12 protein-coding genes and 1 pseudogene are annotated in these 13382 nt (G+C 73.1%); 3 read left to right on the forward strand and 10 right to left on the reverse strand.

Features of this window, described 5'->3' with window-relative positions; genetic code table 11:
- Nucleotides 1–143: 143 nt before the first annotated feature.
- The 8 genes from C1708_RS12020 to C1708_RS12055 all read right to left on the reverse strand — a co-directional run bounded on the left by C1708_RS12020 (nt 144) and on the right by C1708_RS12055 (nt 7261).
- Nucleotides 144–1031, reverse strand: a complete 888-nt coding sequence (locus C1708_RS12020; RefSeq protein WP_106412675.1) for a DUF5936 domain-containing protein — start codon at nt 1029–1031, stop codon at nt 144–146.
- 20 nt (nt 1032–1051) lie between these two features.
- On the reverse strand, nt 1052–1996 hold the full coding sequence (locus C1708_RS12025) for a type II secretion system F family protein (protein ID WP_106412676.1): 945 nt from the start codon (nt 1994–1996) through the stop codon (nt 1052–1054).
- An 11-nt stretch (nt 1997–2007) separates the two neighbouring features.
- A complete protein-coding gene (locus C1708_RS12030; protein ID WP_106412677.1) occupies nt 2008–3345 on the reverse strand; it encodes a TadA family conjugal transfer-associated ATPase in 1338 nt (445 codons plus the stop codon).
- A 180-nt stretch (nt 3346–3525) separates the two neighbouring features.
- On the reverse strand, nt 3526–3891 hold the full coding sequence (locus C1708_RS12035) for a TadE/TadG family type IV pilus assembly protein (RefSeq protein WP_106412678.1): 366 nt from the start codon (nt 3889–3891) through the stop codon (nt 3526–3528).
- A gap of 43 nt (nt 3892–3934) precedes the next feature.
- Nucleotides 3935–4264, reverse strand: a complete 330-nt coding sequence (locus C1708_RS12040) for a pilus assembly protein (protein ID WP_241911228.1) — start codon at nt 4262–4264, stop codon at nt 3935–3937.
- Nucleotides 4265–4389: 125 nt separating this feature from the next.
- Nucleotides 4390–5643, reverse strand: coding sequence for a CpaE/TadZ family protein (locus tag C1708_RS12045; RefSeq protein WP_106412680.1), 1254 nt, complete (start codon nt 5641–5643; stop codon nt 4390–4392).
- A gap of 9 nt (nt 5644–5652) precedes the next feature.
- Entirely contained in the window at nt 5653–6357 is a 705-nt protein-coding gene (cpaB, locus tag C1708_RS12050) for a Flp pilus assembly protein CpaB (RefSeq protein ID WP_106412681.1), read from the reverse strand.
- Nucleotides 6358–6427: 70 nt separating this feature from the next.
- A complete protein-coding gene (locus C1708_RS12055) occupies nt 6428–7261 on the reverse strand; it encodes a hypothetical protein (RefSeq protein ID WP_106412682.1) in 834 nt (277 codons plus the stop codon).
- Nucleotides 7262–7698: 437 nt separating this feature from the next.
- Here C1708_RS12055 and C1708_RS12065 point away from each other — a divergent pair, with 437 nt between their 5' ends.
- Nucleotides 7699–9408, forward strand: coding sequence for a chitinase (locus tag C1708_RS12065; RefSeq protein ID WP_106412683.1), 1710 nt, complete (start codon nt 7699–7701; stop codon nt 9406–9408).
- A gap of 145 nt (nt 9409–9553) precedes the next feature.
- Here C1708_RS12065 and C1708_RS35820 read toward each other — a convergent pair.
- Nucleotides 9554–10243, reverse strand: a pseudogene (locus C1708_RS35820) (DUF1877 family protein); the annotation flags it as partial.
- On the opposite strand from C1708_RS35820, the gene C1708_RS12075 reads away from it, so the two are divergent.
- Together C1708_RS12075 and C1708_RS12080 are read left to right on the forward strand one after the other, a co-directional pair.
- Complete coding sequence (locus tag C1708_RS12075) at nt 10171–10680, forward strand: SigE family RNA polymerase sigma factor (RefSeq protein WP_106412684.1); 510 nt, start codon at nt 10171–10173, stop codon at nt 10678–10680. The pseudogene C1708_RS35820 and the gene C1708_RS12075 overlap by 73 nt on opposite strands.
- Before the next feature lie 83 nt (nt 10681–10763).
- Complete coding sequence (locus tag C1708_RS12080; RefSeq protein WP_106412685.1) at nt 10764–12014, forward strand: hypothetical protein; 1251 nt, start codon at nt 10764–10766, stop codon at nt 12012–12014.
- Nucleotides 12015–12032: 18 nt separating this feature from the next.
- Here the strand turns inward: C1708_RS12080 and C1708_RS12085 are convergent, their stop codons facing one another.
- Nucleotides 12033–13355: an Nramp family divalent metal transporter gene (locus tag C1708_RS12085; RefSeq protein WP_106412686.1), complete on the reverse strand. Its 1323-nt coding sequence runs from the start codon at nt 13353–13355 to the stop codon at nt 12033–12035.
- Nucleotides 13356–13382: the final 27 nt, after the last annotated feature.

Raw genomic sequence — 13382 nt, forward strand, 5'->3', positions numbered from 1 at the left:
GGACCGGGGGCGTTCCCGTGAGTCCCTGCGGGGTCCGGGCGCGCGCCGCTGCCGGCGTCCCCGCCCGCCGCTGAGCCGCCGGACGGCGGCGCCCTCGCCGCCACGTTCGTGACCTCGTCGTCGTCATCGCACCCCGCCCCACGTCACTCGCCCGTGAGCGAGCCGAAGTCGGTGCCGGAGCCGAGGATCAGGCCGGCTCCGAGGAGGATCATCGTGGCCGGAACCATGAAGGTGGTGATCATCATGGTGGCCTTGGGGACCGCGCGGGCCGCCTTGCGGCGGGCGTGCTGCGCGTCCGTGCGGCGCATGTCCTTGGCCAGCGCCACCAGCGTGTCGACGATCGGCGCGCCCAGCTCCTCGCCCTGCTGGAGCGCGGTGACGAACATGGCGACCTGCTCGGAGTCGTTGCGCCGGCGCAGTTCGGCGAAGGCCTGCCTGCGGCTCACCCCGAGGTCCATCTGGCGCAGGGTGATGCGCAGTTCGTCCGCCCAGGGGCCCTCGTACTGGGACGCGACGCGCTCCAGGGCCTGACGGAAGCCGAGGCCGGCGCTGACCACGACCGCGAGGACGTCCAGGAAGTCGGGCAGGGTGCGCTCGATGACGTCCCTGCGGACGCGGATCGCCGACCAGATGCCGACCTCCGTCCAGAACGCGCCGAACGCGAGCAGGAGCAGGGCCACGAGGAGCTGGCCGCGCATCAGGAACACCAGGAAGCCGAAGCCGCCGAGGGCGCCGTAGACGGCGCGGCGGGCGGCGTAGCGGTGGATGGTGAGACCGCCGGGGTTGCCCGCCAGGTCGATCTTGCGGCGGTACTTGGCGACCAGCGTCGGGCCCATGAGGCGCAGCACGGCGGGGGCGTAGCGCATGCCCATGCGGTCGATGAGGGAGTCGACCGCGCCGGTGCGGGTGGAGCCGACCTCCAGGGCGAGCATCAGGTCGCCGGGGAGTTTCGCCTCCGCCCGGTACATGCGGATGCCGGCGAAGATGCCGCACACGGCGAGGGCCGTGAGCGCGGCGAGCAGCAGTGCCATGTCGTCGTCCCCTTCCCGGCTCAGACGTCGATGCGGGACAGGCGGCGGATGAGCAGGAAGCCGACGGCGTACAGGCCGAAGGCGACGAGGACGGCGATCTGTCCGGCCGGTGAGCCGGTCATGCGCTCCAGGGCGCCGTCCTTCACGCCGTTCATCAGGAACAGCGAGCCGACGCCGAGCACGGGCACGGCGTACGAGGTCAGGCTGACCTGGGAGAGCTGGGTGCGGACCTCGCGCCGGGTCTCCTTGCGTTCCTCCAGCGTCTCGGTGAGGTTCCGCAGGGCGCTCACGACCTGGCCGCCCGCCCGGTGGGACAGCACCAGCGTGGTGACGAGGACGACGAGTTCGCGGGAGGGGAGCCGGTCGGACAGTTCGCCGAGGGCGTCCTCCATCGAGACGCCCATCGCGAGCTGGTTGGCCACCTTGGCCAGTTCCTCGCCGGCCGGGGCCTCCAGTTCCTCGGCGGCGATGCCGATGGCGGTGCGCAGGGCGAGGCCCGCCTGCGTGGCGTTGGCGAGGATGCGGGCCAGCTCGGGAAGCTGGTTGATGAACCGCTCGATGCGCTTCTGCCGCTGCCAGTTGAGGAACTGCACGGCCGCCCAGACGCCGAGCAGTCCCGCGATGGGGCCGAAGAAGGGGGCGAGGGCGGCCTGGCCGGCCAGCCACAGTCCGGCGACGGCGGCGAGCATCGCCACGAAGAACTCGCCGGGCGTGACGTCCAGGCCGGTGGCGAGCAGGCGAAGCTCCAGCTTGCGGCCGAGGCGGGTACGGCGCAGCCTGCGGTCCAGCGTGGGGAAGCGGCGCCGGCGTCCGGCGGACGGGAGCTCCCCGGTGGCCGACAGCCGGTCCACCAGCGCCTGCCGCTGCGCCCGGCCGGCCGCGTAGAAGTGCACGCCGGCGACCGCGAGGACGCAGGTCAGCAGGGTGACGCCGGTGGTCAGCGTGATCAGGTTCTGCAGCTCCATGGGGGTGGTACCTACCTGGCTTCTCGGGTGGCGAGCTGGTCGGCGTGGTGGGCGATGCCGAACGCCTGCGGGACGGGCTGGCCCGCCATGTAGAGGCGGTCGGCGGTCCGCCGGGGCAGGGGATGGTGGACGTAGGAGCCGTGGACGCGGCCGTCGGGGGTCATCGGGAGCGCGTCGAAGCGGGCGGCCGTGGCCAGCCGGTACGGTTCCCCGCCGTGGCTCTCCAGCAGGGCGATCTCGGTGATGCGGCGGGCGCCGTCGGCGAACCGGGTGAGCTGGACGATCACGTCGACGGCGCTGTTGATCTGGTCGTGCAGGGCGACGAAGGGGATCTCCACGTCGGACATGGAGGCGAGGGTCTGCAGCCGGGTGAGGGCGTCCTCGGCGCTGTTGGCGTGGACGGTGGCGAGGGAGCCGTCGTGGCCGGTGGACATGGCCTGGAGCATGTCCAGGGACTCGCCGCCGCGGACCTCGCCGACGACGATGCGGTCGGGCCGCATGCGCAGGGAGTTGCGCACCAGGTCGCGGATGGTGACGCGGCCCTTGCCCTCGACGTTGGGCGGGCGGGACTCCAGGCGGATGACGTGCGGCTGCTGGAGCTGGAGTTCGGCGGAGTCCTCGATGGTGATGATGCGTTCGCCCTCGGGGATCAGCCCGGACAGGGCGTTGAGCAGGGTCGTCTTTCCGGTGCCGGTGGCGCCGGACACGATGATGTTGAAACGGGCCTGCACCAGTCCGGCCAGCAGGTACAGCATGGGTTCGTCGAGCGAGCCGAGGCCGATCAGCTCCTGGAGGGTGAAGGAGCGCGGGAAGCGGCGGATGGTGAGGACCGCGCCGGTCAGGGACAGCGGCGGGATGATCACGTTGACGCGCTCGCCGGACGGCAGCCGGGCGTCGACCATGGGGGTGGACTCGTCGACGCGGCGGTTCACGGTGGACACGATGCGTTCGATCGTCTGCATGAGCTGGTCGTTGGAGGCGAACCGCAGCGGCAGCTGCTCCACCCGGCCGCCGCGCTCGACGAAGATGGCGTCCGGGCCGTTCACCATGATCTCGGTGACGGACGGGTCCTCCAGCAGCGGTTCCAGGATGCCGAGGCCGAGGGCCTCGTCGACGACCCGGCGGATCAGCTGGGAGCGTTCGACCGTCGACAGGACGGGGCCCTCGCGGCTGATGATGTGGCCGAGGACGCGTTCCAGCCGGGCCCGGCGCTCGGCCGGGGACAGCGCGCTCATCTCCGCGAGGTCGATCTCCTCCAGGAGCTTGGCGCGGTAGGACGCGACGAGGTGGCCGTCCTCGCCCCGCCCGGTCCTCTCCTCGGGGGAGTTGATGCGTGCCCGCAGGCTCATGAGTCGCTCGCTCCTCGTCCTTGTCCCGGTCCCCGTCCGCTTCCCGGTCCTCGTCGTCGGTCGTCGGTCGCCGTCGGTCGTCGGTCGTCGGTCGTTCCGGTCCTCGGCCGCCGTCCGGCGCGGCCCTCGGTCGGCGGTCGTCGGTCGTTCCGGTCGTCGCCCGGCCGGCCACCGCTCGATTCAGTGGTCCACGGGCATCGTGGCGCTCCTCCCCGCCGACCCGAAGTCCCAGCCGGGCACGATCGACGGGATGTCGATCCGGGCGGTGACGGTGACCTCGTCGCCGCCCCCCGCCGTGCCGCAGGAGGTGCCGTCGGCCAGCCAGGAGCTGACGGCTGCCGCGCAGGCGGTCTGGGCGCCCTGGTCCAGGGAGGCGCTGCGGGCGCCCGCGCGGGCGGCGGTGCCCGCCTGCTGGGCGGTGTAGGCGATCAGGCCGAGCTGCACCCCGGCCATCGCCACGAGCAGCAGGATCGGCAGGAACCCCAGGTACTCGATCGCCACCTGCCCGTGATCGCGGCGGCGGCCGTCAGTGTGCCGGTACGCCATGTCAGCGCGTCGGCACGGCAGATCAGTGCGTCGGTACGGCATGTCAGTCCGTCTCCTCCTCGACCGCGCCCGCGTGACCGGTCACGTCGAACGGGAACGACAGGGTGCCGGGGAAGAGGATCGGCACGGTGAGCTTCACGTCGGCGGTGACCATGCCGCCGCCCGTCGCGCAGGTCACCGTCGCGCCGCTCCCCCAGGCCCCGGACAGCTTGTCCAGGCCGGCCTCCTGGCAGGCGCCCTGACGTGCGCCGGGGGACGCGGCGGTCCCGGCCCGCGCCGCCTCGTCGGCGGCGTTCCCGGCGAGCGTGAAGGTGTAGCCGACCAGCACGAGCTGCCACAGCACGACCAGCGTGACGAGGATCGTCGGGGTCATGCCGAGGAACTCGACGGTGACCTGTCCCCGGTCGCCGTACGGCCGTCTCCGGTCGCCGTACGGCCGCCCCGCGCCGGCGGCCGGCCGCCGGCGTCCCGTCGTCCCCGCAGCCCGCCCGCCGCCGCTCATCCCGTGCCGTCCCTGCGCCGCCGGAAACTGACCGCGCCCCGGTCGCCGCGCAGCCGTCCGCCCTTGTGGGCGGTCTCCGCGGCCCGCACCAGGCCGAGTTCGCCGGCCAGCGCCCACATCGCCTGCTTCACGGTGCTCTTGGCCTCCAGCTCGTGCACGCGCCCGGCGTCCACGACGCCCTGGAGCTCCTTGAAGTGGGCGGGGACCGTGGTCGCGGCGACCGCGGTGCCGGTGATCCGCGCGATGAGCGGCGGCTGGATCTCCGTGGACCGGGTGTGCCGGTTGACGACGACCGTGGTCTCCTCCGCCTTGCGGATCTGCAGCCGGTCCCACATCCGCACCGTCCGCTTGGCGCCCCGTACGGCGATGACGTCGGGGGTGGTGACCAGGAGGGCCCGGTCGGCCATCTCCACGGCCGCCGCGCCCGCCCCGCCGAGCTGGGCGCCGCAGTCGATGACGACGACCTCGTAGCGGGAGCGCAGGGCGCTGACGATGTGGCGGGCGGCCCGGTCGGTGACCTCCTCGCCGCGTTCGCCCTCGGCGGGGGCGAGGAGCAGGGCGAGGCCGCTGTCGTGGCGGAAGACGGCGTCGGCGAGGACGCGCGGGGAGATGTCGTTGATCGCGGCGAGGTCGACGACGGACCGGCGGAACTGGACGTCCAGGTAGGAGGCGACGTCCCCGGTCTGCAGGTCCATGTCGACCAGGGCGGTGGCCCGTCCGGAGGTCTGGGCGGCGAGCGCGAGCTGCACGGCGGTGAGGGTGGCGCCGACCCCGCCTTTGGCGCCGCTGACGGTGACGACGGTGCCTCCCGCGCCGGTGAACGGGTCGCCGGCGGCGCCCAGGTGGCGTCGTACGCCGGCCGACCACTGGGCGACCGCCTGGACCCGGCTGGCGAGTTCCTCGTAGCCGAGCGGGAGGGCGACCAGGCCGCGGGCGCCGTGGTCCATGGCGGCCTGGAAGAGGCCGGGGCTCGTGTCGGAGGTGACGAGGACGACGCCGACGGCGGGGAAGCGGAGGGCGACCTCGCGGATGAGTTCCAGCGCGGGGACGGGGCCGATCCGCTCGTGGACGACGACCACCTCGGGCAGTTCGTCGAGGGACTCGGCGGCCAGCCGGGAGAGGGTGTCGACGAGCTGCGTGGAGTCGGTCACCGGGTCCAGCGGCTCGGCGTCGGGGAGCTGGCTGAGCAGTGTGGTGAGGGACCGGACCGCGTCCGCGTCGCCGGCTGCCGGGAGGATCCTGGTGGACATGCGGGCCTCTCACTTGTCCTGCGCGAGTTCGTACGTCCGGTCCTTCTCGGGGACGCCGGTGTCGCCCCCGGGACCGACCAGCGCGAGCCGCACCCGCTGGGCGAACGACTCGGCGTAGGTGATGCGCTGGGCGTCGAGGGTGGACAGCGCGAAGGTGATCGGGACGGCGTCGGCGGGTCCGCGGCGGTCGTCCTCGTCCGGCTGGAGGGCGGTGAGCCGGCCCACGTCGAGGACCTTGGCGCCCGTGACGATGATCTTCGACTGGTCGGGGTCGCCCTCGCGCTGTCCCTCGAAGGTGGCGTACACGTTGACCGTGGAACCGGGGGTGATCTTGCCGGCCACGCCGGTCGCCGCGTCGACCATGATGGCGACCTCCTGCTGCCCCGGCTGGAGGGCGGGCCGGTCCACGATCATGTCGTTCTGCAGCAGCGACCCCTTGCGCAGGGTGGTGACGGCGATCTTGCCGCGGAGGTCGTCGAGGTCGGTGACGGCGTTCTCCGACAGCCACCGCTCGGGCATCTCGATCCGCTCGAACTGGTCGGCGCCGAGCGTGGTGTAGGGCGCGATGTCGGTCTTCAGGCGGTACGCGGCGACCTCGGGGCCGACCTTGGAGCGCACGTCGTCGATGACGGAGAGCACGCCGGCGAACGCGCCGAGGGCGCACAGGACCGACAGGAGGATGAGTATCACGCCGCGGCGCTGACGGGAGTTCATGAACCGTGCAACCTCGTTGGGGTGGGGCGGTCGGGCGGGGCGGTGCGGGCTCGTGCGGTGGGCGGACGGGTCAGGTACCCCGGGTGAGGGCCGGTCTGCCCTCGGGGGCGGGCGGGGTGGCCGAGCAGAACACGCAGCGGTCGCCGATGACGTCGATGCCGCACCAGTGGCAGGTGCCGCGCCGCACGGACGTGACCAGTTGGTAGAGCACGGACAGGTCGGGCAGGTAGGTGCAGAACTCGACGAGCTTGCCGGTGCCCCACCAGGTGCCCGACTCGGCGGGCAGCGGGGCCTCGCGCAGACCCTGCACCCGCCAGGCGGGCGCGAGGGTGGTGGTGACCCAGTCGGACGGGAGCTGGCCGCGGGCGACGAGCATCCAGGTGCCGAACTCGGGTCCGTCCAGCGTGGTGCCGGGGCCGAGACGGACGAGCTGCGGCTGCGGGTGGGCGAGGACGGCGAACTGGCTGCCGGGCATCCAGGACTTGGCGTGCTGCTTGAGGTCGACGGGCACCCGGTCGAGGCGGGTGACGGAGCCCAGCAGCGCCCCGGCGTGGAGGTAGTGGGTGAGCAGGCGGCCGGCCGAGGCCAGCACGCCGGGTCCGATGTCGCAGGAGGCGAGCTGGCGTAACTGGCGGGCCAGCACGGCCACGGCGAGCGGCGGCAGGTCGGGGCGGAACAGGGCTATCCGGTCGCTCTCCAGGAGGGAGCGCAGGGTGTGCAGCCGCCGCAGCACGGGGGCGGGGGTGGCCGGGGAGCACACGACGACGACATGGCCGTGCAGCTCGACGACGGCCTGGAGTTCGGCCAGCACCTGGTCGAGCGGGCGGGTGCCGACGTCGCGCAGCACGACGGCGGGCAGGGTCCGTTCGTCCTGCGCCGGCAGCGCCATGTCGGCGCCGGTCACGGCAATGGCGGTTGGCACGCGCGGCTCCCCGATCTCCCCATGCCCGTCGGCCCACCGGGTGTTACTCCGGCGCACCCTCGTGACTTCACTGCGTGACTACCTCAGCACTGTATCCGCGGGTCTGTGGCCGGAGAACAGCCTTTGAGCAGCCGGCCGGCAACTCCCGGGCACACAGTGCACCAAAACGGGACAGGCCGATCATCTCGCCGGTCTCGGCACGACACCGACGGTGTGGGTTCCGTGCACCGGCTTGACGCCGGACCCGCCCCGGGTCCTCCGGGCCACGCTTCCCATCCGCCCGCCGCCCTACGCGCGGACGGACGCCCCCGTTTCCGGTCTGGACCTATTGACAAGGCGATTGGTCTGGACCACGGTGTGGGGCATCAACGGTGGCCACCGTCGCTTCCCCTCCCCAACTCCCCCACCGGAGGCCCCAAGTGGACCGCGCACCACGCACGCCCGGACGCGGCAGACGCCCCTGGGCGGCCGCCCTCGTCTCCGCCCTGGCCCTCGCCCTCCCGCTCGCCGGCGCGGGCCAGGCGACCGCGGCCGACGTCAACAACGCGAAGAACGCCGGCTTCGAGTCGGGCCTGAGCGGCTGGACCTGCTCCGCGAACAGCGGCAGCGTCGTCCCCTCCCCGGTGCACGGCGGTTCGGCCGCGCTGAAGGCCACGCCCGCCGGGCAGGACAACGCCCGCTGTTCCCAGACGGTCGCGGTGCGGCCCGACTCCACGTACCGGCTGTCCGGGTGGGTGCGGGGCGGGTACGCCTACCTGGGCGTGACCGGCACCGGCACCACGGACGTGTCCACCTGGACGCCGGACTCGACCAGCTGGAAGCAGCTGTCGACCAGCTTCTCCACGGGCGCCGGCACCACGTCGGTGACGGTCTACACGCACGGCTGGTACGGCCAGCAGCCCTACTACGTCGACGACGTGTCCGTCCTCGGCCCCGACGGGGGCGGCGGCGGTGACCCGGAGCCGTCGGTCCCGGGCACGCCGGGCGGGCTGACCGCCTCCGGCACGACGGCGACCTCGGTGACGCTGGCGTGGAACGCGGTGTCCGGCGCGACCGGCTACACCGTCTACCGCGACGGCGCCCGGGTGACCGCCGTGACCGGCACCTCGGCGACGGTGACCGGGCTGGCGGCCGCCACGTCGTACTCCTTCCAGGTCGCGGCGACCAACGCGGCGGGCGAGTCGGCGAAGTCGGCGGCGGTGTCCGTGCGGACGCGGGAGAACGGCGGCGGCGGGGGCGGTGACCTGCCCCGGCACGCGGTGACCGGCTACTGGCAGAACTTCGACAACGGCGCGACCGTGCAGCGGATCTCGGACGTCCCGGACCAGTACGACATCATCGCGGTCGCCTTCGCCGACGCCACCGGCACCCCGGGCGCCGTCACCTTCACCCTGGACTCGGCGGGCCTGGACGGCTACACCGTCGACCAGTTCAAGGCGGACGTCCGGGCCAAGCAGGCGGCCGGCAAGAAGGTCATCATCTCGGTGGGCGGCGAGAAGGGCACCGTCTCGGTGAACGACTCGGCCTCCGCGACGAACTTCGCGAACTCGGTGTACGCGCTGATGCGGGAGTACGGCTTCGACGGCGTCGACATCGACCTGGAGAACGGCCTCAACGCGACCTACATGACGCAGGCGCTGCGGGCGCTGTCCGCGAAGGCGGGCCCGTCGATGATCCTGACGATGGCGCCGCAGACCATCGACATGCAGTCGACGTCCAACTCCTACTTCCGGACCGCGCTGAACGTGAAGGACATCCTCACGGTCGTCAACATGCAGTACTACAACAGCGGTTCCATGCTGGGCTGCGACGGCAAGGTCTACAGCCAGGGCTCGGTGGACTTCCTCACCGCGCTGGCCTGCATCCAGCTGGAGAACGGCCTCGACCCGTCGCAGGTGGGCCTCGGCCTGCCGGCCTCGACGCGGGGCGCGGGCAGCGGCTACGTGGCGCCGTCCGTGGTGAACGCCGCCCTGGACTGCCTGACCCGCGGCACCAACTGCGGCTCCTTCAAGCCGTCGAAGACCTACCCGGACCTGCGCGGCGCGATGACCTGGTCCACCAACTGGGACGCGACGGCCGGCAACGCCTGGTCCAACGCGGTGGGCCCGCACGTCCACGCCCTCCCGTGACCGACCCTGCCTCCGCCCCGACCGCCCCTGTCCGGCTCACCGGGCGGGGGCGGCGGCGTCCGCGCGCTCGGCTGATCCGGACGGGGACGCCGTCCCCGTCGCGGGCCGCCGCGCGCAGGTACGTCGCCGGGGCGTCGTGGTGGGCGGTCACCTCGTCCAGCGGCTCCCCGCGCTCCCGGACGATCGCGGGGTGGACGCCGGCCGCGGCCAGGCCGGCCGGGGGGACGCCCTCGGTCAGCCGGGCGGGAGGCGTGGCGGCGAGGGCCTCGGCGGCGGCGCGGACCTGTTCCGGGGTGAGGCAGCGGGGCGGCCCGTAGCTCCAGTCCCCCTCCGCCCCGGGCATCTCCTCCTCGCCGAGGACGACGTCCACGGGGAAGCCGGCGCGGCGGAGCAGGAGGTCGAGGGCGTGCCCCATCTTGTCCGGGTCGAAGTCTTGTCCGTGCCGAAGCGGCGTGCCCGGTCCCCCGGCGGTTCCTCGTCCCCCTCCTGCTCGATCAGGTCCTGGACACGCTGGTACGCCCAGTCCGGGTCGCCGGCCGCGCGCCCGGACTCGGCGGCCGTCAGGCGCGCGCACTTTCCGATCATGTCCATGGCGGCTCCCCAGAAGGCCGGCGGCCGTGCGCGCCGATGGCGCGGTCATCCTGACAGCGGCCGCTGACAACGGGCGGCGCGGGCTGTGTCCGGCGCCACATGAAACATTTCCCGGGGCCCACCGCATCAATGAGGTGGGAACGGTTCGGGGAGCGCGACGGGGGCGGCGGAATGCGACAGCAGCGCACGGCGGACTACGCGGAGTTCGCCTCCGCACGGGCAGGACACCTGTACCGGTCCGCATGCCTGCTGACGGCCGGGGACACCCACCTCGCCGAGGACCTCGTGCAGGAGACCTTCGGCCAGCTGTACGTCCGCTGGGGGCGCGTGTCCCGGGCCGAGAACCCGGCCGCGTACGCGCAGACCGTGCTCACCCGGACCTTCCTCGCCCACCGGCGGCTGCGCAGCAGCCGGGAGCGGGCGACCGACACGTTCCCCGACCTGCCCGGCGCCGCCGACGGGGACGCGCCGCTGCGGCTGACGCTGATGGCCGCGCTCGCCCGGCTGCCCGCCAAGGACCGGGCCGTCGTCGTCCTGCGCTACTGGGAGGACCGTTCGGTGGAGCAGACCGCCGACGTGCTGAACGTCAGCTCGGCGGCCGTGCGCACGCGGTGCGTCCGCGCGCTCGGCCGGCTGCGGGAGCTGCTGGGCGAGGACGTCCACGAGTACGCCCGCCCCTGACGCCGGCCGCCCGGCCCTCCCCCCGGCTTCCGGCTCCACACCTCAGACCTCACGCCTCACACCCGCGGAAAGGGTGGTCCGTCATGCCCGAGAACCAGCACCACGACCTCTTCGAGGACCGGTTCGCCGCAGCTCTGCGCGACACCGGCCACAGCTTCCGCACCGACGACCCCGCCGCCCTCGTCACCGGGGGCCGGGTGCGCGGGCGCCGGACCCAGCTGCTGCGGCGGACGGCCGTGCTGGGCGGGGCGGCCGGCGTCGCCCTGGTCGGCGTGGGCGGGGCGCTGCTCCTGCCGTCCGACGCGACTGACCCCCGGCGGACCTCCGCGGCCGCCGGCCCGGCCACGACCGCGAGCCCCTCGCCCGCCACGGCCTTCTCGGGCGACGACGTCCTGCGCTCGCTCAAGGAGCTGCTGCCGAAGGGCACGTACCTCGAGGAGGAGGCCCAGGGCACGGAGTCGCTGATGCCCCCGCACGCGCGGGTGGTGTTCGACGACGGCGGGGGCGCGGCGGCCCTCGGCCTGAGTCTGGACCGGGTGGAGCCCGACAGCGAGCAGGCCCGCGAGCTGGCGAACTGCCCGGACGAGGCGCTCGTCCCCCACGACGACTGCACCTCCGCCAAGCTGCCCAACGGCTCCCGGCTGATGCTGTTCCGCGGCTACGAGTACCCGGACCGGCGGGTGGAGACCAGGTGGTGGAACGCCGAGCTGGTCACGCCCCAGGGGCACCACGTGTCCCTGAGCGAGTGGAACGCGCCGGCGCAGAAGGACGCCCCGGTCTCCCGCCCGCGGCCACCGCTGACCGTCGAGCAGTTGAAGGAGGTCGTCACCGCCGACGTGTGGCGGCGGGTGGTGGACGCCATGCCGAGGAGCCCGAAGCCGTCGGTCACCGGCCAGGCGCCTCCGGCGGGGATGCCGGGCAGGGCGATCGCCGACACGCTCACCGGTCTGCTGCCCGACGGGCTCACCGTGATCGCCGAGGGCGGACAGGGGAGCGAGTACGCCTACCTCGTCGTCGACGACGGCAAGGGCGGGAGCCTCGTCCAGATCAACGTGCAGCCCGGCATGGGCGACGTGGCCGGCGCTCTCTTCGGGGACGCCGGGACGCGGCCCGACGGCACCCTGGTCACCACCCGGAAGTCGCCCGGGGAGAAGGGCGGCGCGGGTGTCGTCATGTGGACCGCCGACACCCTGCGTCCCGACGGGCTGCGGGTCGTGGTCAGCGCCTTCAACACGGCCGCCCAGCACGAGGACGCCACCCGTGACGCCCCCGCGCTCACCCTCGGGCAGCTGCGGGAGATCGCGCTGAGCACGGAGTGGGACGCGGGGGCGTGAGGCGGGCCGGCCGTCGCCTCAGAAGAACTCCGACCACGGCTGGTCCCAGATCTGCTTGACGGCCAGGACCAGGAAGAGCAGGCCCGCGGCCGCCAGCATGCCGTTGCTCAGGGGGCCGCTGCGCCATTCGCGCGGGGTGCGGGAGGAGTTGAGGAGCCACAGCAGGGTGAGGGCGAGGAACGGCATGAAGGCCGCACCGAGGACGCCGTAGATGATGATCAGGCGGAACGGCTCGTCCTGGAACAGCAGGATCATCGGCGGGAAGGTGAGCCACAGCAGGTAGGCGCGGAAGGTCCAGGAGCGTTCCCGGCGCCCGGAGGCCAGCTCGTCGGCGCGCGCCTGCCGCTCGCCGCGCTGCCGGGCCAGGAAGTCGGCGAACATCAGGCTCACGCCGTGCCAGACGCCGATCAAGGAGGTGAAGGAGGCGGCGAAGAAGCCGACCAGGAACAGCGTGCCGGTGGTCGCTCCGTACCGGTCCTCCAGGATGTCGCCGAGCTGGATCAGCCCCTGGTCGCCGCTGGAGATGGCGATGTCGGCCGAGTGCAGCAGCTCCGCGCCGACGAAGAGCATCGCGACGACGAAGACGCCGGTGGTGAGGTAGGCGACCCGGTTGTCCAGCCGCATGACCTTCATCCAGCCGGTGCCGGTCCAGCCCTTGGCGTTGACCCAGTAGCCGTAGGCGGCCAGCGTGATGGTGCCGCCGACGCCGCCGATCAGGCCGAGGGTGTTGAGGACGGAGTCCTCCTCGTCGGGCAGCACGGGGAGGAGTCCGGCGAAGGCGTCGCCCAGGTTGGGGGTGACGCGGAACGCCAGGTAGACGGTCACCACGAACATGACGCCCACCAGGACGGTCATGACCTTCTCGAACACCGCGTACTTGTTGAACCAGACGAAGGCCAGGCCCACCAGTCCGCAGGCGATGCCCCAGTACTCGAGGTCCATCACGCCCGGGAACAGCGCCTGGAGCGGCAGCGCGCTGGACGACATGGCGGCCGCGCCGTAGACGAAGCCCCAGATGACGGCGTAGACGGCGAAGAACCAGGTGGTCCAGCGGCCGAGGCCGGCCCAGCCGTCGAACAGGGTGCGTCCGGTGGACAGGTGCCACCGTCCGCAGGCCTCCGCGAGGGAGATCTTCACCAGGCAGCCGACGACCGCGGCCCACAGCAGGGTGTAGCCGAAGTTGCTGCCGGCGATGAGGGTGGCCACGAGGTCGCCGGCGCCCACGCCGGTCGCGGCGACGACGATGCCGGGGCCGATGTGGCGCCAACTGGACGTGCGCGAGTGGGGGCCGGGCCCGGCCTTCGCCCCGGTGTCCTGGGTGTTTCCCGTGGTGTCCGCCATGGGGTCAAGAAAGCGGACGGGTGCCGG

The sequence above is a fragment of the Streptomyces sp. DH-12 genome (assembly GCF_002899455.1).
Lineage (GTDB): Bacteria > Actinomycetota > Actinomycetes > Streptomycetales > Streptomycetaceae > Streptomyces.

Coding starts and splice junctions, on each gene's coding strand:
- C1708_RS12035 (WP_106412678.1), bottom strand. CDS start 3,891: ATGGCGTACCGGCACACTGACGGCCGCCGCCGCGATCACGGGCAGGTG.
- C1708_RS12030 (WP_106412677.1), bottom strand. CDS start 3,345: ATGAGCCTGCGGGCACGCATCAACTCCCCCGAGGAGAGGACCGGGCGG.
- C1708_RS12045 (WP_106412680.1), bottom strand. CDS start 5,643: ATGTCCACCAGGATCCTCCCGGCAGCCGGCGACGCGGACGCGGTCCGG.
- C1708_RS12020 (WP_106412675.1), bottom strand. CDS start 1,031: ATGGCACTGCTGCTCGCCGCGCTCACGGCCCTCGCCGTGTGCGGCATC.
- cpaB (WP_106412681.1), bottom strand. CDS start 6,357: ATGAACTCCCGTCAGCGCCGCGGCGTGATACTCATCCTCCTGTCGGTC.
- C1708_RS12085 (WP_106412686.1), bottom strand. CDS start 13,355: ATGGCGGACACCACGGGAAACACCCAGGACACCGGGGCGAAGGCCGGG.
- C1708_RS12040 (WP_241911228.1), bottom strand. CDS start 4,264: ATGACCCCGACGATCCTCGTCACGCTGGTCGTGCTGTGGCAGCTCGTG.
- C1708_RS12075 (WP_106412684.1), top strand. CDS start 10,171: ATGCGACAGCAGCGCACGGCGGACTACGCGGAGTTCGCCTCCGCACGG.
- C1708_RS12025 (WP_106412676.1), bottom strand. CDS start 1,996: ATGGAGCTGCAGAACCTGATCACGCTGACCACCGGCGTCACCCTGCTG.
- C1708_RS12080 (WP_106412685.1), top strand. CDS start 10,764: ATGCCCGAGAACCAGCACCACGACCTCTTCGAGGACCGGTTCGCCGCA.